The sequence below is a fragment of the Burkholderia sp. WAC0059 genome (assembly GCF_002870125.1).
Classification (GTDB): Bacteria; Pseudomonadota; Gammaproteobacteria; order Burkholderiales; family Burkholderiaceae; genus Paraburkholderia.
This window is the reverse complement of sequence record NZ_PNEO01000004.1, coordinates 90,572-110,786: the sequence shown is the minus strand read 5'-3', so window position 1 is coordinate 110,786 and position 20,215 is coordinate 90,572. Positions and strand designations below refer to the sequence as shown.

The 20,215-nt window shown below is 69.5% G+C and carries 18 protein-coding genes; 7 read left to right on the top strand and 11 right to left on the bottom strand.

The features are described from left to right. Nucleotides 1-187 precede the first annotated feature (187 nt). The 5 genes from secF to queA all read right to left on the bottom strand — a co-directional run bounded on the left by secF (nt 188) and on the right by queA (nt 6,323). Complete coding sequence (gene secF, locus CY652_RS05665; protein WP_102129725.1) at nt 188-1,141, bottom strand: protein translocase subunit SecF; 954 nt, start codon at nt 1,139-1,141, stop codon at nt 188-190. 15 nt (nt 1,142-1,156) lie between these two features. Next, a complete protein-coding gene (gene secD / locus CY652_RS05660; RefSeq protein WP_102129724.1) occupies nt 1,157-3,190 on the bottom strand; it encodes a protein translocase subunit SecD in 2,034 nt (677 codons plus the stop codon). Nucleotides 3,191-3,313: 123 nt separating this feature from the next. Beyond that, nucleotides 3,314-3,637, bottom strand: coding sequence for a preprotein translocase subunit YajC (gene yajC, locus CY652_RS05655; RefSeq protein ID WP_102129723.1), 324 nt, complete (start codon nt 3,635-3,637; stop codon nt 3,314-3,316). 230 nt (nt 3,638-3,867) lie between these two features. Continuing rightward, nucleotides 3,868-5,073 carry a tRNA guanosine(34) transglycosylase Tgt gene (gene tgt, locus CY652_RS05650; protein ID WP_102129722.1) on the bottom strand — a complete coding sequence of 402 codons (1,206 nt, stop codon included), beginning with the start codon at nt 5,071-5,073 and terminating at the stop codon, nt 3,868-3,870. Between the two features lie 182 nt (nt 5,074-5,255). Beyond that, on the bottom strand, nt 5,256-6,323 hold the full coding sequence (queA, locus tag CY652_RS05645; protein WP_102129721.1) for a tRNA preQ1(34) S-adenosylmethionine ribosyltransferase-isomerase QueA: 1,068 nt from the start codon (nt 6,321-6,323) through the stop codon (nt 5,256-5,258). A gap of 229 nt (nt 6,324-6,552) precedes the next feature. Here queA and recG point away from each other — a divergent pair, with 229 nt between their 5' ends. The 6 genes from recG to ubiA all read left to right on the top strand — a co-directional run bounded on the left by recG (nt 6,553) and on the right by ubiA (nt 12,225). Continuing rightward, nucleotides 6,553-8,841: an ATP-dependent DNA helicase RecG gene (gene recG, locus CY652_RS05640; RefSeq protein ID WP_102129916.1), complete on the top strand. Its 2,289-nt coding sequence runs from the start codon at nt 6,553-6,555 to the stop codon at nt 8,839-8,841. A 165-nt stretch (nt 8,842-9,006) separates the two neighbouring features. Beyond that, nucleotides 9,007-9,969, top strand: coding sequence for a hydrogen peroxide-inducible genes activator (locus CY652_RS05635; RefSeq protein ID WP_102129720.1), 963 nt, complete (start codon nt 9,007-9,009; stop codon nt 9,967-9,969). A 177-nt stretch (nt 9,970-10,146) separates the two neighbouring features. Continuing rightward, a complete protein-coding gene (locus tag CY652_RS24380) occupies nt 10,147-10,296 on the top strand; it encodes a hypothetical protein (RefSeq protein ID WP_180970426.1) in 150 nt (49 codons plus the stop codon). A gap of 61 nt (nt 10,297-10,357) precedes the next feature. Then, nucleotides 10,358-10,537, top strand: coding sequence for a hypothetical protein (locus tag CY652_RS05630; RefSeq protein WP_102129719.1), 180 nt, complete (start codon nt 10,358-10,360; stop codon nt 10,535-10,537). A gap of 136 nt (nt 10,538-10,673) precedes the next feature. Continuing rightward, nucleotides 10,674-11,162 (top strand): Dps family protein, encoded by a 489-nt coding sequence (locus CY652_RS05625; protein WP_102129718.1) that lies wholly within the window; start codon nt 10,674-10,676, stop codon nt 11,160-11,162. A gap of 196 nt (nt 11,163-11,358) precedes the next feature. After that, nucleotides 11,359-12,225 carry a 4-hydroxybenzoate octaprenyltransferase gene (ubiA, locus tag CY652_RS05620; RefSeq protein ID WP_102129717.1) on the top strand — a complete coding sequence of 289 codons (867 nt, stop codon included), beginning with the start codon at nt 11,359-11,361 and terminating at the stop codon, nt 12,223-12,225. 63 nt (nt 12,226-12,288) lie between these two features. Here ubiA and proC read toward each other — a convergent pair whose 3' ends face one another. The 6 genes from proC to CY652_RS05590 all read right to left on the bottom strand — a co-directional run bounded on the left by proC (nt 12,289) and on the right by CY652_RS05590 (nt 19,440). Continuing rightward, entirely contained in the window at nt 12,289-13,104 is an 816-nt protein-coding gene (gene proC, locus CY652_RS05615) for a pyrroline-5-carboxylate reductase (protein ID WP_102129716.1), read from the bottom strand. A 59-nt stretch (nt 13,105-13,163) separates the two neighbouring features. Beyond that, complete coding sequence (locus tag CY652_RS05610) at nt 13,164-13,874, bottom strand: YggS family pyridoxal phosphate-dependent enzyme (protein ID WP_102129715.1); 711 nt, start codon at nt 13,872-13,874, stop codon at nt 13,164-13,166. A 112-nt stretch (nt 13,875-13,986) separates the two neighbouring features. Continuing rightward, nucleotides 13,987-15,216 carry a glycolate oxidase subunit GlcF gene (gene glcF, locus CY652_RS05605; protein WP_102129714.1) on the bottom strand — a complete coding sequence of 410 codons (1,230 nt, stop codon included), beginning with the start codon at nt 15,214-15,216 and terminating at the stop codon, nt 13,987-13,989. Nucleotides 15,217-15,224: 8 nt separating this feature from the next. Continuing rightward, a complete protein-coding gene (glcE, locus tag CY652_RS05600; RefSeq protein ID WP_102129713.1) occupies nt 15,225-16,313 on the bottom strand; it encodes a glycolate oxidase subunit GlcE in 1,089 nt (362 codons plus the stop codon). A gap of 168 nt (nt 16,314-16,481) precedes the next feature. Beyond that, nucleotides 16,482-17,960 carry an FAD-linked oxidase C-terminal domain-containing protein gene (locus CY652_RS05595; RefSeq protein WP_102129712.1) on the bottom strand — a complete coding sequence of 493 codons (1,479 nt, stop codon included), beginning with the start codon at nt 17,958-17,960 and terminating at the stop codon, nt 16,482-16,484. A gap of 64 nt (nt 17,961-18,024) precedes the next feature. After that, the gene (locus CY652_RS05590) at nt 18,025-19,440 is read right to left on the bottom strand and encodes an FAD-linked oxidase C-terminal domain-containing protein (protein WP_102129711.1); all 1,416 of its coding nucleotides are present in this window, start codon (nt 19,438-19,440) and stop codon (nt 18,025-18,027) included. A gap of 167 nt (nt 19,441-19,607) precedes the next feature. Between CY652_RS05590 and CY652_RS05585 the strand changes: the two genes are divergently transcribed. Further along, the gene (locus CY652_RS05585; protein ID WP_102129915.1) at nt 19,608-20,156 is read left to right on the top strand and encodes a cob(I)yrinic acid a,c-diamide adenosyltransferase; all 549 of its coding nucleotides are present in this window, start codon (nt 19,608-19,610) and stop codon (nt 20,154-20,156) included. Nucleotides 20,157-20,215: the final 59 nt, after the last annotated feature.

The window sequence follows — 20,215 nt, the reverse complement described above, 5'->3', positions numbered from 1 at the left end:
CGGTGCCGGGGTTCTCGCCGTTCGTGCGCGCCCGGCCGGTTGCCGCTGCCCGCCGCTGCCCGCCGGTTCCGCGCCGTGGCGCCTTGCGGCGACCTCCCCGGCGCTTCCTTCGGCGACCCCGGAAACGACGAGGGCCGGTTCGATTGAACCGGCCCCCGCCGCGACCAGGGTATCGCGCCGCGCGTCGTTAAACCTGCGCGCCCGCGTTCGGGTCGTTCGGATCGTGCTGCTGCTGTTTCTTTTCGCGGATCAGATCCTCGCGCTTCACGCCGAACCACATCGCGAGCGCCGCCGCGACGAACACCGACGAGTAGATGCCGAACAGGATGCCGATGGTCAGCGCGAGCGAGAAGAAATGCAGCGTCGGGCCGCCGAACAGGAACATCGAGAGCACCATCATCTGCGTCGAGCCGTGCGTGATGATGGTCCGCGAGATCGTGCTCGTGATCGCGTGGTTGATCACCTCGGTCACGCTCATCTTGCGTTCGCGGCGGAAGGTTTCGCGAATCCGGTCGAAGATGACCACGGACTCGTTGACCGAGTAGCCGAGCACCGCGAGCACGGCGGCGAGCACCGAGAGCGAGAACTCCCACTGGAAGAACGCGAAGAAGCCGAGAATGATGACGACGTCGTGCAGGTTCGCGATCACGCCGGCCACGGCGTACTTCCATTCGAAGCGGAACGACAGGTAGATCACGATGCCGACCACGACGCAGGCGAGCGCGAGCAGGCCGTTGGTCGCGAGCTCCTTGCCGACCTGCGGGCCGACGAACTCGACGCGCTGCAGTTGCACCTGGGCATCGGCGGTCGTCAGCGCGGCCATCACCTGGTCGCTCTGCTGCGCCGAGCTGAGGTTGGCGCGCATCGGCAGACGGATCAGCACGTCGCGCGAGGTGCCGAAGCTTTGCACCTCGGAGTCGCCGTAGCCGATCTTCGCGAGCGAGCCGCGCACCGATTCGAGATCGGCCGCCTGCGGATACTGCACCTCGACCACCGTGCCGCCCGTGAATTCGATCGACAGGTGCAGCCCGCGATGCACGAGGAAGAACACCGCGGCGATGAACGTGATGAGCGAGATCGCGTTGAAGATCAACGCGCGCTTCATGAACGGAATGTCTTTACGGATGCGGAAAAATTCCATGTTCTTCTCCGGGGGTCAGCGGGACGAGCCCGGTTTGCCGGACGTCGAACCCGGGCTGTCCGGGCCCGAACGGCGGCGCGCCACGGGCTTGCCCGTGCGTGCCGGCTTCGCCGCCTTCTGCGTTTTCGCGGCGGCGCCGGCCGCGACCGGCGCCGTACCGGTCTCGTCCGCGAGCGCCGCCTGGCCGGCGTCGGCCGCCGGCCGCCAGACCTGGCCGATCGCGAGCGACTTCAGCTTCTTCTTGCCGCCGTACCAGAGGTTCACGAGGCCGCGCGAGAAGAACACCGCCGAGAACATCGAGGTCAGGATGCCGATGCAGTGCACGACCGCGAAGCCGCGCACCGGGCCCGAGCCGAACGCGAGCAGCGCGAGGCCCGCGATCAGCGTCGTCACGTTGGAGTCGAGAATCGTGCCCCAGGCGTGTTTGTAGCCGTTCTGGATCGCGAGCTGCGGGGGCGCGCCGCGGCGCAGCTCTTCGCGGATGCGCTCGTTGATGAGCACGTTCGCGTCGATCGCCATGCCGAGCGCGAGCGCGATGGCGGCGATGCCGGGCAGCGTCAGCGTGGCCTGCAGCATCGAGAGCGCCGCGATGAGCAGCAGCAGGTTCACCGACAGCGCGACGACCGAGATGATGCCGAACAGCATGTAGTAGACGGTCATGAACACGGCGATGGCGATGAAGCCGCCCACCACCGAGTCGAAGCCCTTGTGGATGTTGTCCGCGCCGAGGCTCGGGCCGATCGTGCGTTCCTCGATGATGTTCATCGGCGCCGCGAGCGAGCCCGCGCGCAGCAGCAGCGCGAGGTCGGCGGCGGCCTGCGGCGTGGGCTGGCCGGTGATCTGGAAGCGGTCGCCGAGCTCGGACTGGATCGTCGCGACCGTGAGCACCTGGCCGCGGCCGTTGTCGAACAGCACCATCGCCATCGGCTTGCCGATGTTGTCGCGCGAGATGCTCTGCACGGCGCGCCCGCCCGCCGCGTCGAGGCGGATGTTGACCGCCGGGCGCTGGTGATCGTCGAAGCCGGCCGAGGCGTCGATGATGCGGTCGCCCGTGAAGATCACCTGCTTTCTCAGCATCACCGGCGCCTGGTTGCCTTCGGTGAAGAGCTCGTCGCCGGGCGGCACGGGGTCGCCCGGGTTCGGGTGGAGGTTGTCGGGGTCGGCGAGGCGCGCTTCGAGCGTTGCCGTGCGGCCGATGATTTCCTTCGCCTTCGCGGTGTCCTGCACGCCCGGCAGCTCGACCACGATGCGGTCGCTGCCCTGCTGCTGGATGATCGGCTCGGCCACGCCGAGCTCGTTCACGCGGTTGTGCAGCGTCGTCATGTTCTGCTGGAGCGCGGCGGCCTCCACCGCGTTGCGCACGGCCGGCGTGAACGTGCCGACGAGCTGGTAGTCGCCTTGGGGCCCGTTCTGCGTCGCCCATTGCAGCTCGGACACGCCGGTCGTGAGCGCAGTGCGCGCGGTGTTCGCCGTCGCCGCGTCGGCGAAGTCGACGACGACGGACTGGTCGACGCGGTTCACGCCGCCGTCGCGGATGTCGCGGTCGCGCAGCAGCGTGCGCGCGTCCAAGGCGTCCGAGTCGAGCTTCTTGACGAGCGCGCCGTTCATGTCCACCTGCAGCAGGAAGTGCACGCCGCCGCGCAGGTCGAGGCCGAGGTACATCGGCAGCGCGCGCAGCGCGGTCAGCCAGCGCGGCGACGCGCTTTGCAGGTTCAGCGCGACGACGTAGTCGGGATCGGTCGGGTCGCTGTTCAGCGTCTTTTGCAGCAGATCGCGCGTGCGCAGTTGCGTGTCGGTGTCGGCGACGCGCACGCGGATGTTCGCGTTGCTCGAGGCGTTGTCGAACGTGACGTCGTCGGCCGCGATGTGGCTCGCGGCGAGCGCGGATTCGATCTGCGAGAGCGTGCCGGCGTCGAGCTGGACGGTGGCCTTGCCGCTCGTCACCTGCACCGCCGGCGCTTCGCCGAAGAGATTGGGCAATGTGTACAGGACGCCGATGGCGAGTGCCACCAGCATCACGACATATTTCCAGAGAGGGTAACGGTTCATGGGATGGCCCAACGGGGGAGGGGGTTGCCTGGGAAAGCGGCGCGGGAGGCCGGTTCTCCGCTGGTATGCGGCCCGGGGCGAGGGGCGGCCCGGCGCGATGCCGGGCGCGGCCGGATCAGTCGCTTACAGCGACTTGATCGTGCCCTTGGGCAGAACCGTCGTGACGGCCGACTTCTGCACGGTGATCTCGGTACCTTCCGCGATTTCGACGCCGACGTAGGCATCGCTCACCTTCGTCACCTTGCCGACGATGCCGCCGTTCGTGATGACTTCGTCACCCTTGGCCATGGCGGACAGCATGTTGCGGTGCTCCTTCTGACGCTTCATTTGCGGGCGGATCATGATGAAGTACAGCACGGCGAACATCAGGATCAGCGGCAGGAAGCTCATCAGGCTGGAGCTGGCTCCGCCAGCGTTTTGCCCGAAGGCGTTGGAAATGAACGACACGTTGGTCTCTCCGTGGTTACACGATCAGAAAAGTCGAGCCCGACATTCTACCACCGGCTCCTTTCTCGACGTGGAGGCAAATGCGCTTTCCGATCAAGCTGTTATCGCCGGGCCGGCGTCCGACGGAATGTGCCGGACGGTCAGGTTGCGAAGGGGTTTCGTAATAAATGGGGCGGTTAGGGCGAAGCCGGATCGGACGAGACGGGGCATTTCGCCGCATCGCCCTCCGCTCAATCCACGCCGCGCGCGCGCTGCGCCTCGAAACGGCGCCGGAACGCCTCGAACGCGCCGGTTTCGATGGCCGAACGCATTTCGCCCATCAGTTCGAGGTAGTAGTGCAGGTTGTGGATCGTGTTCAACTGCGCGCCGAGAATTTCGCCCACGCGGTGCAGGTGATGCAGGTAGCCGCGCGTGAAATGGCGGCACGTGTAGCAGCCGCATTGTTCGTCGAGCGGGCGCAGCGAATTGCGGTGCGTCGCGTTGCGGATCTTGAGGTCGCCGAAGCGCGTGAAGAGCCAGCCGTTGCGCGCGTTGCGCGTCGGCATCACGCAGTCGAACATGTCGATGCCGGCGGCGACGCCCGCCACGAGGTCTTCCGGCGTGCCGACGCCCATCAGGTAATGCGGCTTGTCGGCGGGCAATTTCGGTGCGACGTGGCCGAGCACGCGCATCATGTCCTCCTTCGGCTCGCCGACCGACAGGCCGCCGATCGCGTAGCCGTGGAACGGCAGGTCGGCAAGGCCCGCGAGCGATTCGTCGCGCAGGTCCTCGTACATGCCGCCCTGCACGATGCCGAACAGCGCGTTCGGATTGCCGAGCCGCGCGAACTCGTCGATCGAGCGCTTCGCCCAGCGCAGCGACAGGCGCATCGACGCGGCGGCGTCCTCGTGCGAGGTCGGCACGCCGTCGGTGGCGTAGGGCGTGCATTCGTCGAACTGCATCGCGATGTCGGAGTCGAGCACCTTCTGGATCTGCATCGACACCTCGGGCGAAAGGAACAGCTTGTCGCCGTTGACGGGCGAGGCGAACGCGACGCCTTCCTCGGTGATCTTGCGCAGCTCGCCGAGCGAGAACACCTGGAAGCCGCCCGAATCGGTGAGGATCGGCCGCTGCCAGCCCATGAAGCGGTGCAGGCCGCCGTGCGCGGCGATCGTGTCGAGGCCGGGGCGCAGCCAGAGGTGGAACGTGTTGCCGAGGACGATCTGCGCGCGGATCTCCTCGAGCTCGCGCGGCTGGATCGCCTTGACGGTGCCGTAGGTGCCGACGGGCATGAAGATCGGCGTTTCGATCGTGCCGTGGTTCAGCGTGAGGCGGCCGCGGCGCGCGAGGCCGTCCGTCGCGAGCAGTTCGAAGGCGAGGCCGCTGTCCGGCTTCGGCTGCGCACCGGAGGGGATGCCCGGCTGGGCGAGGCTGTCGTGGGGATGACCGTCGGTCATGTCAAAGCTCCTGTGCGACCGGAAAGGTGCTGCGTGGGGCCGGTGCCTGGCGCCGAAGCGCCGGCGTCGGACCGGCCCGCCCGGCGCAGACGATGAACGCCGTCCGCGCGAGCGCGGGCGGCGGATGAAAGCGGCGTGGCGGGGCCATGCGGTGGCGGGCGGGGTCGGCCGTGCCCGTCGCTTCAGCCGGGCTCGCCCGCCGGCGGCGCGGCGCGCGTGAGCAGCATCGCGTCGCCGTAGCTGAAGAACCGGTAGCGCTGCGCGATGGCGTGCCGGTAGGCCTCGCGGATCGTCTCGAAGCCCGCGAACGCCGAGACGAGCATCAGCAGCGTCGATTTCGGCAGGTGAAAGTTCGTCACGAGCCGGTCCACGACGCGGAACCGGTAGCCGGGCGTGATGAAGATGTCCGTTTCCGCCGAGGTCGCGGCGAGCGGGCGGCCGGTGGCCGCGGCGTCGCGCGCGGCGGCTTCGAGCGCGCGCATCGAGGTCGTGCCGACGGCGACCACGCGGCCGCCGCGCGCGCGCGTCGCCTCGATGCGTTCGACGAGCGACGCCGGCAGTTCGTACCACTCGCTGTGCATGCGGTGCTCGGCGAGGTTCTCGACGCGCACCGGCTGGAACGTGCCCGCGCCGACGTGCAGCGTCAGCGTCGCGCGTTCGATGCCGCGCGCGTCGAGCCGCGCGAGCAGCGCGTCGTCGAAATGCAGGCCCGCCGTCGGCGCGGCCACGGCGCCGGGGTGGCGCGCGAACACGGTCTGATAGCGCGTTTCGTCGGTCGCGTCGGCGTCGTGCGCGATGTAGGGCGGCAGCGGCAGGCGGCCGTAGCGTTCGATGAGCGCGAGACAATCGTCGGGGAAGTGCAGCGTGTAGAACGGCTCGACGCGCTCGCCCACCGTCACCTCGAACGCGTCGGCGAGGCGCAGCGCGGTGCCCGGCGCCGGGCTCTTGCTCGCGCGAATCTGCGCGAGCGCCGTGCGTGCGCCCGTCAGGCGCTCGACCAGCACCTCGATCCGGCCGCCGCTCGCCTTCTGGCCGAGGAAGCGCGCCTTGAGCACGCGCGTGTCGTTGAAGACGAGCAGGTCGCCCGGCGCGAGGCAGTCGGGCAGATCGGCGAAGCGGCGGTCGGCGAGAGCGGCCGGCCGCGTCGCGGTGCTTACCTCGAGCAGGCGGCTCGCGCTGCGCTCGGGCAGCGCGGTCTGCGCGATCAGCTCGGCGGGCAGATCGAAATCGAAATCGGAAAGCTTGAGCATGCGGCCAGGATGAAGCGGGAATGCGCCGCCCGCCGACGGCGAGCGGCTATGATTGCGGGACGGCGCAACGGCGGGGCGGTTCGCGCGCGACGCGCGCTTCGTCGTCCGCCCCGTCGTCCGCCTTGTCGTCCTGATCGCCGATGCGCTCTGCGCGCCCCGCCGGAAAGCCGATATTGTACTTGCGAAGCCGCCCATGCCCTCGTCCGTCCGCCGTTCGATGCCCGATCCGATGTCCGCCGATTCCGAGTCCGAGTCCGGTCTCTCGGGCGGGACGCGCGAGTCCGCAGCCGACAGCGATGCGGCGCCGGCCACGCCGAGGGGGGCCGGGGCATCGAAGTCCCGCGCGCCGAAAGGCGCGGAAGGAGGCGGCAAGGCGGGACGCGCGAAGGCGGCAGACAAGCCCGCCGCCGCCAAAACGGCCGATCGCCTCGCGAAGCTCGGGCTCGCGCGCGACATCGATCTCGTGCTGCATCTGCCGATGCGCTACGAGGACGAGACGACGCTCACGCCGATCGGCGAGCTTCTGCCCGGCGGCATCGCGCAGACCGAAGGCGTGGTGTTCGACAACGAGATTGCGTACCGGCCGCGCCGCCAATTGCTCGTGAAGCTGCGCGACGACGCCGGCCACGAGCTGGTGCTGCGCTTCCTGAACTTCTACGGCTCGCAGGTCGCGCAGATGGCGCTGGGCAAGCGGTTGCGCGTGCGCGGCGACGTGCGCGGCGGGTTCTTCGGGCTCGAGATGGTGCACCCGGCCGTGCGCGTCGTCGACGACGACACGCCGCTGCCGCAGGCCCTCACGCCCGTCTACCCGACGACGGCCGGCGTGAGCCAGGCCTATCTGCGCAAGGCGATCGACAACGCGCTGGCGCGCACGTCGCTGCCCGAGCTGCTGCCCGAATCCGTCGCGCGTAACTATCTGGAGCCGCTCGGCGTGCCGGGCCTCATGGACGCCGTGCGCACGCTTCACCATCCCGACGTCGATGCCGACGAGACCGCGCTCGTCGACGGCACGCATCCGGCGTGGACGCGCATCAAGTTCGAGGAACTGCTGGCGCAGCAGCTCTCGCTCAAGCGCGCGCAGGCCGAGCGCCGCACGCGCTCGGCTCCGGCGATGCCGCTGCGCGCAGCGGACGCGAAATCGGGTAATGCACAGGGCACGGGGTTGGACGTAGCGCCGGCCTCGCTCGTCTCGCGCCTCTATGCCGCGCTGCCGTTCGGGCTGACGGGCGCGCAGCAGCGCGCCGTCGCCGAAATCGCGCGCGACCTCGCCGAGCCGCATCCGATGCAGCGGCTGTTGCAGGGCGACGTCGGCAGCGGCAAGACCGTGGTGGCGGCGCTGGCCGCCGCCCAGGCCATCGACGCCGGCTACCAGGCTGCGCTGATGGCGCCGACCGAAATTCTCGCCGAGCAGCACGCGCGCAAGCTGCGCGACTGGCTCGAACCGCTCGGCGTGCAGGTGGCCTGGCTCGCGGGCAGCCTCAAGGCGAAGGCGAAGCGTTCGGCGCTCGAGGCGGCCGCGCTCGGTACGGCGCAGCTCGTCATCGGCACGCACGCGATCATCCAGGATGCCGTGGCGTTTGCGCGGCTCGGTTTCGTGATCGTCGACGAGCAGCACCGCTTCGGCGTCGAGCAGCGGCTCGCGCTGCGCGCGAAGGCGCAGAACGCGCGCGGCGCCGCCGACGCCGGCCGCGAGTTCCAGCCGCACCAGCTCATGATGTCGGCGACGCCGATCCCGCGCACGCTCGCGATGACCTACTACGCGGACCTCGACGTTTCGACGATCGACGAATTGCCGCCGGGCCGCACGCCGGTGCTGACGAAGCTCGTGGCCGACGCGCGCCGCGACGAGGTGATCGCGCGCGTGCGCGAGGCCGCGCTGACGGGCCGCCAGGTCTACTGGGTCTGTCCGCTCATCGAGGAGAGCGAGACGCTGCAACTGCAGACCGCCGTCGAGACTTACGAGACGCTCGTCGCCGCATTGCCGGAGCTGCGCGTCGGCCTCGTGCACGGACGGCTCGCGCCCGCGGAGAAGGCCGCCGTGATGGATGCGTTCACGCGCAACGAGGTTCAGCTACTCGTCGCGACCACGGTGATCGAGGTCGGCGTGGACGTGCCGAACGCTTCGCTGATGGTGATCGAACACGCCGAGCGCTTCGGTCTCGCGCAACTGCACCAGCTACGCGGCCGCGTGGGGCGCGGCAGCGTGGCGTCGGTCTGCGTGCTGCTCTACAGCGGGCCGCTTTCGATCGCCGGCCGCGCGCGGCTGCAGACCATGCGCGAGACGACCGACGGCTTCGAGATCGCGCGCCGCGACCTCGAAATCCGCGGGCCCGGCGAGTTCCTCGGCGCGCGCCAGTCGGGGGCCGCGATGCTGCGGTTCGCCGACCTCGAGCACGACGCCTGGCTCATCGAGCCGGCGCGCGGCGCGGCCGACCGGCTGCTTGCCGACCACCCGCACGTCGTCGTCCAGCACCTGAACCGCTGGCTCGGCGCGCGCGAGCAGTATCTGAAGGCCTGAACGGGCGATTCGGGCGATTTGTCCCCCAGGCCGGAACCGGCCTGCCGCGGCGCCGGCGATTGATCCAGTCCCGTTTTTTGCGCCGCCGGCGCGCCGGAGGTTGGCGAATCGGCCTCATCGGTGTATAACTAGAACCTATCGAATTTCCCTTCTGATTGGTCCCCAATGACGCTGACTGAACTGAAATACATCGTCGCGGTCGCGCGCGAGCGGCACTTCGGACGGGCGGCAGAAGCCTGCTTCGTGAGCCAGCCGACGCTGTCGGTGGCGATCAAGAAGCTCGAAGACGAGCTGAACGTGCAGATTTTCGAACGCGGCACGAGCGAAGTCAGCGTGACGCCGATCGGCGAGCAGATCGTGACCCAGGCCCAGCGCGTCCTCGAGCAGACGCTCGCCATCAAGGAAATCGCCAAGCAGGGCAAGGACCCGCTCGTGGGGCCGCTGCGACTCGGCGTGATCTACACGATCGGGCCCTACCTGCTGCCGACGCTCGTCAAGCAGATGATCAAGCGCGTGCCGCAGATGCCGCTGATGCTCCAGGAGAACTACACGCTCAAACTGATCGAGTTGCTCAAACAGGGCGAGATCGACGTGGCCATCATGGCGCTGCCGTTCCCCGAAACCGGCCTCACGCTGCGTCCGCTCTACGACGAGCCGTTCGTCGTCGCGCTGCCGTCGGGCCACGCCTGGGAGCGGCGCTCGAAGATCAACCCCGACGACCTCAAGCAGGAAACCATGCTGCTGCTCGGCAGCGGCCACTGCTTTCGCGACCACGTACTCGGCGTGTGCCCCGAGCTGATGCGTTTTTCGCAGAACGCCGACGGTATCCAGAAGACGTTCGAGGGCTCCTCGCTCGAGACGATCCGCCATATGGTCGCGAGCGGCGTCGGCATTACCGTGCTGCCGCGCATGTCGGTGCACGAGGTCAAGCCGCACGCGGGCGGCGTGGACGCCGGCCTGCTTTCCTACGTCGCGTTCGACGATCCGGTGCCGGACCGGCGCGTGGTGCTGGCCTGGCGCAAGAGCTTCACGCGGATGCCCGCGATCGAGGCGATCTGCGAGGCGATCACCGCCTGCGACCTGCCGGGCGTGAAGAAGCTGGACGCGTCGTCGGTCGTGATGGCCTGAACGGACACGGCGGCGCTTCGCCCGGAGGCGCCGCCGGATCGGGCTGGAAGGGACTTGCCAGGCGCGGAAGACCGCCTATTGAATAGATAAAATAAATCAAAAACTATAAAACAATAGCTTTGTTATAGTTCCTTCCATGGCCCGCCGATCATTGGCCGGCTTTTCGAGGAGGAAACCATGCATCAGACCGTTCCGTCGTCCGCCGTTCCCCAGTCCGAGACTCAAGCGCCAGGCGCGGCCGCGCTCGCAGCGGCGCCCACGGCGCCTGAAAAGGGCCTGCGCACGGTCGCCTTTTCGTTGCTCGTCGATCGCGCGCTGGCTTTCTGAGCGACCACACGCCCGCGTGTCCTGTTTTTTTCGAAGACGTTTGAAGCCAGGGAGAACGACCATGATCCGGATGATGACGATGGCGGTTGAAGCCGCCGGCAGCGCCGCCGGCGCGATTGCCGCGCAGGGCCCGCTCGTGCGCGCCTCGACGGCGGTACGTCGAACCGTGGGATTCGCGATCGTCGGCAGCGGTTTCGTCGTTCTCGTCGCGCAAGGGTTGCAGCGCGCGTTCGGCGGCTGACCGCGCGCGTCCGGGGACGGATGCACAAGCTTTCTACGCTACACTGACCCCCGTTCGAGCGTCCGCGAACGGCGGCCCGCGCCGCGGGTTCGCCGGATGCCGGGCCGGGTTCGTCTCACTGTCCAAAGGAATCGTCATGGCAAAAAAATCCACCGTGCAGCACGTCAACATCGGCATCAGCGACAAGGACCGCAAGAAGATCGCGGAAGGGCTGTCGCGCCTGCTCGCCGACACCTACATGCTTTACCTGAAGACGCACAACTTTCACTGGAACGTCACGGGGCCGATGTTCAACACGCTGCACCTGATGTTCGAAACCCAGTACACCGAACTGGCGACGGCCGTCGACCTGATCGCCGAGCGCATTCGCGCGTTGGGCGTGTTCGCGCCGGGTAGCTACAAGGATTTCGGCAAGCTCTCGTCGATCCCCGAGGCGGACGGCGTGCCGGCCGCCGAGGAGATGATCCGCCAGCTCGTCGAGGGCCAGGAAGCGGTGGTGCGCACGGCGCGCGAGATTTTCCCGGCCACGGAGTCGGCGAACGACGAGCCGACCGCCGACCTGCTGACGCAGCGCATGCAGACGCATGAAAAGACCGCATGGATGCTGCGCTCGATGCTCGCCTGATCGATCGGTTTTGGGCGGCGTGTTGGACGAATGGCCGGCCGGGAGCGATCCCGGCCGGTTTTTTTATGGGAGGCGCCCGCGTGCGCCGGACGGGTTCAGGCCGATCGCGCCGGCCCGGGAAGGCACGGGGCTGGCCTCCGTCTGGCCTACAATAGACGCCCGACAGGCGCGCCGCGCCGTTTTGCCCGATTTCGCCATGTTCGCCCGACTCCCGCTCTATCTGCGCCTTGTGCGCATGGACAAGCCGATCGGCAGCCTGCTGCTGCTGTGGCCGACGCTCAACGCGCTGTGGATCGCCTCGGGCGGTCATCCGGCGCCGTCGCTGCTCGCCATTTTCGCGATCGGCACGGTGCTGATGCGCTCGGCCGGCTGCGCGATCAACGATTACGCGGATCGCGACTTCGACCGCCACGTCAAGCGCACGGCCGAGCGGCCGATCACCTCGGGCCGCATTCGCGCCTGGGAGGCCATCGCGATCGCGGCCGGGCTCGCGGCGCTGTCGTTCCTGCTGATCCTGCCGCTCAACGCGCTGACCCGACAGCTCTCGGTCGTGGCCGTGTTCGTGGCGGCCTCGTATCCGTTCACGAAGCGCTTCTTCGCGATTCCGCAGGCTTATCTCGGCATCGCGTTCGGCTTCGGCATTCCGATGGCGTTCGCGGCCGTGCAAAACCAGGTGCCGCCGCTCGCGTGGCTCATGCTCGTCGCGAACGTGTTCTGGTCGGTCGCCTACGACACCGAATACGCGATGGTCGATCGCGACGACGACGTCAGGATCGGCATTCGCACGTCCGCGATTACGTTCGGCCGCTTCGACGTGCTCGCCATCATGCTCTGCTACGCGGCGACGCTCGCCATCTACGCGGGGCTCGGCGTCGCGCTCGGCTTCGGGCCGCTGTACTGGCTCGGCTGGGTTGCCGCTGCGGGCTGCGCCGTCTATCACTACACGCTGATCCGCGGCCGCGAGCGGATGCCGTGCTTTGCGGCGTTCCGGCACAACAATTGGCTCGGCGGCGTGCTGTTCGTGGGGATCGCCGCGCATTACCTCGTCGCGGCGGGCCGCTGAGGCCGCTGAAGCCGCTGCGTCGGTGGCGCTTTCATCGAATGCGCGCCGGGCGGCGCGGCCCGATTACTGCCGCCCGAATTCCTCGCCCATGTCCTTCGCGCGCGCGTCGGCGGCCAGCGCGCCGCGCACGATCGCTTCCTTGATGCCCGACGCGTCGAACGACGCGAGCGCCGCGGCCGTGGTGCCGCCCTTCGACGTCACGCGCTCGCGCAGCACCGAAGGCGGTTCGTCCGACTGCAGCGCGAGCTGCGCCGCGCCTGCGAACGTCGCGGCGGCGAGCGCGCGGCCCTGTGCCGCGTCCATGCCGAGGCGGCGGGCCGCCTCTTCCAGCGCCTCGATGAAATAGAACACGTAGGCCGGCCCGCTGCCCGAGATCGCCGTGACGGCGTCGATCTTCGCCTCGTCGTCGACCCAGACGGTCTGGCCCACGGCGCCGAGCACCGACGAGGCCAGCGCGCGGTCGGCCTCGTCGACGCCGCCGCCCGCCGCGAGGCCCGTCGCGCCCATGCCGATCAGCGCGGGCGTGTTCGGCATCGTGCGCACGATGCGCGCGTGGCCGCCGAGCCAGCGCGAGAGGTCGGCGCTGCGGATGCCGGCCACGATGCTGATGACGAGCTGGCGCGACGAGAGCCACGGCGAGAGCGCCTGCGCCACCGTCTTCACGACCTGCGGCTTCACCGCGAGCACGACGGCGTCGTAGGCGGCGAGCGCCGCGTCGGCCGACGCGCCGGTGCCGATGCCGAACTGCTGCGCGCTGCGCGCGCGCGCGGCTTCGTCGGGATCGATCGCGTACAGGTCCGAGGCGGCGACGCCCTGCCGGATCAGCCCGCCGATGAGTGCGGAGGCCATGTTGCCGCCGCCGATGAAGGCGATTTTCATGATGGGATGCGTGACGAAAAGGGCGCGGCTGCCTTCGGCGCGGCCGCGCGGGTTGATGACTAACGGGACGCGTGGCCGTAATCGCGCGCGCCGAAGATGGCGGTGCCGATCCGCACGACCGTGGCGCCTTCGAGCACGGCCGCCTCGAGATCGGCGGACATGCCCATCGAGAGCGTGTCGAGCGCGAGTCCGTCGGCGCGCAGCGCGTCGAAGAGTTCGCGCAGTCGACGGTGCGGCGCGCGTTGCGCATCGAGCCCGGCGGCCGGCTCCGGGATCGACATGAGCCCGCGCAGCCGCAATTGCGGCAGGGCCGCGATTTCATGCGCCACGTGTGCGGCCTCGGCCGGCTCGACGCCGCTCTTCGATGCCTCGCCGCTCACGTTCACCTGCAGGCAGACGTTGAGCGGCGGCAGCCCGGCCGGCCGCTGCTCGGCGAGGCGCTGCGCGATCTTGAGCCGGTCGACGGAATGGACCCAGTCGAAATGCTCGGCGACGGGCCGCGTCTTGTTCGATTGCAGCGGTCCGATGAAGTGCCATTCGAGGCCGGCGCGCAGGTCCGCGAGCGCCTCGATCTTCGCGATCGCCTCCTGCACGTAATTCTCGCCGAACGCGCGCTGGCCGGCCGCGTGGGCCGCGCGCACGTCTTCGGCGAGAAACGTCTTGGAGACGGCGAGCAGTGCGATCGAGCGGGGATCGCGGCCGGCCGCGCGGGCCGCCTCTGCGATGCGCCGGTGCGTGGCGTCGAGGTTGTGGGCGAGATCGGTGGTCATCGGGCGTGGGGACGGTGGCGTGTCCGGGAGCGTTCGGGCAGGGCGGGCGGGTTGAATGCGTCGCGCCAATTATACGGAACCGTTCGTGACGGGCCGGAGTTCATGCTGTTGTTCACGCCGTCGTCAGCAGGTGCTCGACGAGCTCGATCCAGTGGACGACCGGCAGCGTCGTGCCGCTTTGCAGATGCGCGATGCAGCCGACGTTGGCCGAGACGATCATCTGCGGTTCCAGCGCGCGCAGACGGCCCAGCTTCTGGTCGCGCAGCGCGTACGAGAGCTTCGGCTGCAGCAGCGAGTAGGTGCCGGCCGACCCGCAGCACAGATGGCTGTCGGCCGGCAGACGCACGTCGATGTCGAGCGCGCCGAGCACGCGCTCGACGCCGCCGCGCAATTGCTGGCCGTGCTGCAGCGTGCAGGGCGGATGGTAGGCGACGGCATGCACGTCGCGCGGCCGCGTCGCGTCGATCAGCGCGTTCTCGAACGCGGGCAGGATTTCACCGAGGTCGCGCGTGAGTCCGACGATGCGCTGCGCCCGCTTCGCGTAGGCCGGATCGTTGCGCAGCAGGTGCGCGTACGACTTGACCGTCGCGCCGCATCCCGACGCGTTCATGACGATCGCCTCGACGCCGTCCTCGACGTAGGGCCACCAGGCGTCGACGTTGGCGCGCGCGTCGTCGAGCGCGTCGTCGACGTAGCCGAGATGCAGCCGGATCGCGCCGCAGCAGCCGGCCCGCGGCGCGACGACGGTTTCGATGCCGAGCGCGTCGAGCACGCGCGCCGTCGCCGTGTTGACGTTGGGCATCATCGCGGGCTGCACGCAGCCGGCGAGCAGCAGCATCCTGCGCGCATGCCGTGCGCGGGGCCAGGCGAGCGGCGGCGCGAGCACCGGTATCTTGTCGCGCAGCGTGCGCGGCAGCAGCGGCCGCACCTGCCGGCCCACGCGCATGGCCGCCGAGAAGACGGTGCTGCGCGGCAGAAAGCCGGAAAGCAGACGGCGCGCGAGGCGCTGGCGCAGCGGGCGCTCGACCCGTTCCTCGGCCAGCTTGCGGCCGATCTCGGCGAGCCGTCCGAACTGGACGCCCGACGGACAGGTGGTTTCGCAGCCGCGGCAGGTGAGGCAGCGGTCGAGATGCGTGAGCGTGCTGCGCGTGGGCGGCGCGCCCTCCGCCATCCGCTTGATCAGGTAGATGCGCCCGCGCGGTCCGTCGAGCTCGTCGCCGAGCAGTTGATAGGTCGGGCAGGTCGCCGTGCAGAAGCCGCAATGCACGCAGCGGCGCAGGATCGCGTCGGCCTCGTCGCCGTCGGGCGTGTGGCGGATGAAGTCCGCGAGATGGGTTTGCATCGCGCCGCTCAGAAGTCGGGATACAGGCGGCCGCGATTGAAGATACGGGCCGGATCGAAGGCGGCTTTCAGGCCGCGATGGATTTTCATGAGCGGCGCGGGCAGCGGGGCGAACACGCCGTCGCCGCGGTCGTAGTGCATGCCGGCGCGGAATCGCGTCGCGTGGCCGCCTACCTGGTTTGCGCTCGCGCGCACGGTCTGCGCGTTGGCGTCGGTGATCCACCAGCGCTGCGCGCCGCCCCATTCCATCAGTTGCGCGCCGGGCAGGTGCAGCGGCTCGGCGACGGACGGCAGCGCGAGCCGCCACAGCGCCTCGCCGGGCCCGACCGAGGCGAAGAACGGGTCGGTCTGCTCGCGTAGCGCGACCCAGAAGCGCGCGGCGTCCACCGCGTCGACGGCCTCGCCGCCGAGTGCGAGGCGCGCCGCCTTGACCGCCGTTTCCGCGCCTTCGAGACGCACGGCCAGCGTGCCGTCGCGCCAGGCGCTCGCGGCGATCGGCAGGGGGCGCCCGCCCCATTCGTTGAGCCGGCGCACCGCGTCCGTCGCGTTCGTGTCGAACTGGAGCGTGGTTTCGGTCTGCGGGCGCGGCAGCACCCTGACCGAGAGTTCGAGGATGAGCCCGAGCGTGCCGAGCGAGCCGGCCAGCAGGCGCGACACGTCGTAGCCGGCGACGTTCTTCACGACCTGGCCGCCGAAGCGCAGCACCTCACCGCGACCGTTCATGACGACCGCGCCGAGCACGAAATCGCGCGGCGCGCCGGCGCTGGCCCGGCGCGGTCCGGCGAGGCCGGCGGCAATGCAGCCGCCGAACGTCGCGTCCGCGCCGAAATGCGGCGGCTCGAATGCAAGCATCTGCCGGCATTCGGCGAGTGCCGCCTCGACTTCGACAAGCGGCGTGCCCGCGCGCGCGGTGACGACGAGCTCGGCCGGATCGTAGGAAACGATGCCGTGCCAGGCGCGCGTGTCCAGCGTTTCTCCTTCGGTCTGCTCACCATACCAGTCCTTCGTGCCGCCGCCGCGCAGGCGCAGCGGCCTGCCCCCGGCGCTGGCCGAGCGGACGCGCCCGGACCAGACGGCGACGATGTCGTCCTCTTCCATGGTCTCGTATTCGTTGTCGTTCTTTTCGATTGTATCGGCCGCGTTCGCGCCCGCAACCGGCGCCGACCCGTAAGGGAATGACCCGGTGAGCGTGCGGGTCGACCCGCGCGTGGGCGTTCCGGCGAGGTCTTGAGGCCGGTTGCGGCTGGGAACGAGACGGCTTCGCCGCTAGAACCGCGGCAGTTCGGGATGCGGCAGCCGGTTGCCGCGCACGTGCAGGCGGCCGTACTCGGCGCAGCGCGCACGCGTGGGGATGCCCTTGTCGGGATTGAGCAGGCCGGCCGGGTCGAACGCGCACTTGACCGCGTGAAACGCGTCGCTCTCCTCGGGCGAGAATTGCACGCACATCGAATTGATCTTCTCGATGCCGACGCCGTGCTCGCCCGTCACCGTGCCGCCCAGCTCGACGCAGGTTTCGAGGATGTCGGCGCCGAACGCCTCGGCGCGGCGCCATTCGTCGGGATCGGCGCCGTCGAACAGGATGAGCGGGTGCATGTTGCCGTCGCCGGCATGGAACACGTTGATGCAACGCAGTCCGTACTTTTCCTCCATGTCGTGGATGCACGCGAGCAGCGGCCCGATGCTGCGGCGGGGCACGGTGCCGTCCATGCAGTAGTAGTCGGGGGACAGGCGGCCCGCCGCCGGAAAGGCATTCTTGCGGCCCGACCAGAATTCGAGCCGTTCGGCCTCGCTGCGCGAGACCTGGATGCGCGTCGCGCCGCGCTCGCGCAGCACGGCCGTCGTGCGCGCGATTTCGTCGGCGACTTCCTCGGGCGTGCCGTCGGCTTCGCACAGCAGGATCGCGGCCGCGTCGAGGTCGTAGCCCACGTGGACGAAGTCCTCGACGGCGCGCACGGCCGGCTTGTCCATCATTTCGAGGCCCGCCGGAACGATGCCGGCCGCGATGATGCCGGCGACGGCCTCGCCGCCCTTCACGACGTCGTCGAAGCTGGCCATGACGACCCGCGCCGTCTGCGGACGCGGAATCAGCCTGACCGTCACCTCCGTCACGAGCGCGAACATGCCTTCGCTGCCGATCGTCACGGCGAGCAGGTCGAGCCCCGGCGCATCGGGCGCGAGCGAGCCGAACTCGACGATCTCGCCGTCCATCGTCACCGCGCGCACGCGCAGCACGTTGTGGACCGTCAGCCCGTACTTGAGGCAGTGGACGCCGCCCGAATTCTCCGAGACGTTGCCGCCGATCGTGCAGGCGATCTGCGACGAAGGATCGGGCGCGTAGTAGAGCCCGTAGGGCGCGGCGGCCTCGGAGACCGCGAGATTACGCACGCCGGGCTGCACCGTGGCCGTGCGCGCGTAGGGGTCCACCTCGACGATAGTGCGCAGGCGGGCCAGCGAGACGACGATGCCTTCGCGAATCGGCAGGGCGCCGCCGGAGAGGCCCGTGCCGGCGCCGCGCGGCACCACGGGTACCGCGAGCCGCCGGCAGATCTGCACGATGCGCAGCACCTGGGCCTCGGTTTCGGGCAGGACGACGGCGAGCGGCAGACGCCGCCAGGCGGTGAGCCCGTCGCATTCGTAGGCGACGGTGTCCTCCTCGCGGTAGAGCAGGCAATGCGCGGGCAGCGCGGCCTGCAGGGCCTGCACGACTTCGCGCTGACGGGCTGACAGGTCGGCCGTTTCGTTCATGTCTCCTCCGCCCGGCGTTCTGTTTTCGTCCGGCTTGCGCGGGGATTGCCTGCCACGTAACGGTTCAGGCGCCCCAGGAAAAAATCTTGCCCGGATTCATCAGATTGCGCGGATCGAGCGCGTGCTTGATCGAGCGCATCGTGTCGACCGTATCGGCGCCCTGCTCCTCGACGAGGAAGTCGATCTTGTGCAGGCCGATGCCGTGCTCGCCCGTACAGGTGCCGTCCATCGCGAGCGCGCGGCGCACGATGCGATGGTTCAGGCGCTCGGCTTCCTCCATCTCGCCGGGCTTCGCGGGATCGACGAGGATCGCGACGTGGAAGTTGCCGTCGCCGACGTGGCCGACGATCGGGCAGGGCAGCGGCGAGGTTTTCAGATCCTCCTCGGTCCCGGCCACGCATTCGGCGAGCCGCGAGATCGGCACGCAGACGTCGGTCGACAGCGCGCGGCTGCCGGGCTTGAGCTGGAGCATCGCGAAGTAGGCGTTGTGCCGCGCGTTCCAGAGGCGGCTGCGGTCCTCGGGACGCGTCGCCCATTCGAAGCCTTCGCCGCCGTTCTGCGCGGCGATTTCCTGTACGAGCTGCGCCTGCTCCTCGACGCCCGCGGCCGTGCCGTGGAACTCGAAGAAGAGCGTGGGCGCCTCGCGCAGCGCGAGGTTCGAGTGGTGGTTGATGGCGCGGACCGCGAGCGGGTCGATGAACTCCACGCGCGCGACGGGCACGCCGATCTGGATCGTCTCGATGACGGCGCGCACGGCCTCGGTCATTGAGCCGAACGTGCAGACCGCGGCGGAGATGGCCTCGGGCAGCGGGTAGAGCCGCAGCGTGACGCCGGTGATGATGCCGAGCGTGCCCTCCGAGCCGACGACGAGCCGCGTGAGGTCGTAGCCGGCCGCCGACTTGCGCGCGCGCGAGCCGGTCTTGATGACGCGGCCGTCGGCCAGCACGACGGTGAGGCCGAGCACGTTCTCGCGCATCGTGCCGTAGCGCACGGCGTTGGTGCCCGAGGCGCGCGTCGCGGCCATGCCGCCGATGCTCGCGTCCGCGCCCGGATCGATCGGGAAAAAGAGGCCCGTGTCGCGCAGCGCTTCGTTCAGCGCCTTGCGGGAGAGGCCGGGCTCGACCGTCACGGTGAGGTCTTCGGCGTCGATCGACAGGACCCGGTTCATTTCCGAGAGGTCGATGCTCACGCCGCCCTGCACCGCGAGCAGGTGTCCTTCGAGCGACGAGCCGCTGCCGTATGCGATGATGGGAACGTCGTGCTGCGCGCAGAGGCGCACGGCGGTCTGGACGTCCTCGGTGCAGCGCGCGAAGACGACGGCGTCGGGCAGTTGCGGATCGAACGCGGACTCGTCGCGGCCGTGATGGGCGCGCACGGCGCCGGCCGTCGAGACGCGCGGGCCGAACGCGGCGGTCAGTTGATCGAGCAGTGCGGCGGGGAAGGGGCGGCGCAGGGACGCCGGCGGGGCGGGATGGTTCACGCGGGTGTCTCCGTTGATTGACGTATTCTGATTTGAGTGCGTTTTATTCTACGCCGATCGATACGCCGCCATTGCTGCGGTGCATGAAGTCGGGCGCCGCCATAGTTTCGTTTCTACGCACGGGATTGCGGCACGCGATGGGCCGGACGAACGAGGGCGACATCATCATGGGTAACCGACTCGGCAAAATCACGACGCGCACCGGCGACGACGGCACGACGGGGCTCGGCGACGGCAGCCGCGTGCGCAAGGACGACCCTCGCATCGCCGCGATCGGCGACGTCGACGAGCTGAATTCGCAGATCGGCGTGTTGCTCTGCGAGGCCTTGCCCGACGACGCGCGAGCGGCGTTGACGGCCATCCAGCACGACCTCTTCGACCTTGGCGGCGAACTGTGCCTGCCGGACCACGCGCTGATCGGCGACGCGCATCTCGCGCGGCTCGACGGCTGGCTGGCGGACTGGAACGCCGATTTGCCGCCGCTCGCGGAGTTCGTCCTGCCGGGCGGCTCGCGCGCGGCGGCGCTCGCGCACGTGTGCCGGACCGTGTGCCGGCGGGCCGAACGCTCGATCGTCGCGCTCGGCGCATCGGCCGACGGGCCGCGCCGCTATGCGAACCGGCTCTCGGACCTGCTGTTCGTGCTGGCCCGGGTGCTCAATCGGACCGAAGGCGTCGGCGACGTGCTCTGGCGGCACGAGCGCCGCGCGCGGCGGTAAACGGCAGGGCGATTGCGCCGGACGCAAAAAAGCCCGGCCGCGCGCAAGGGCGCGGCCGG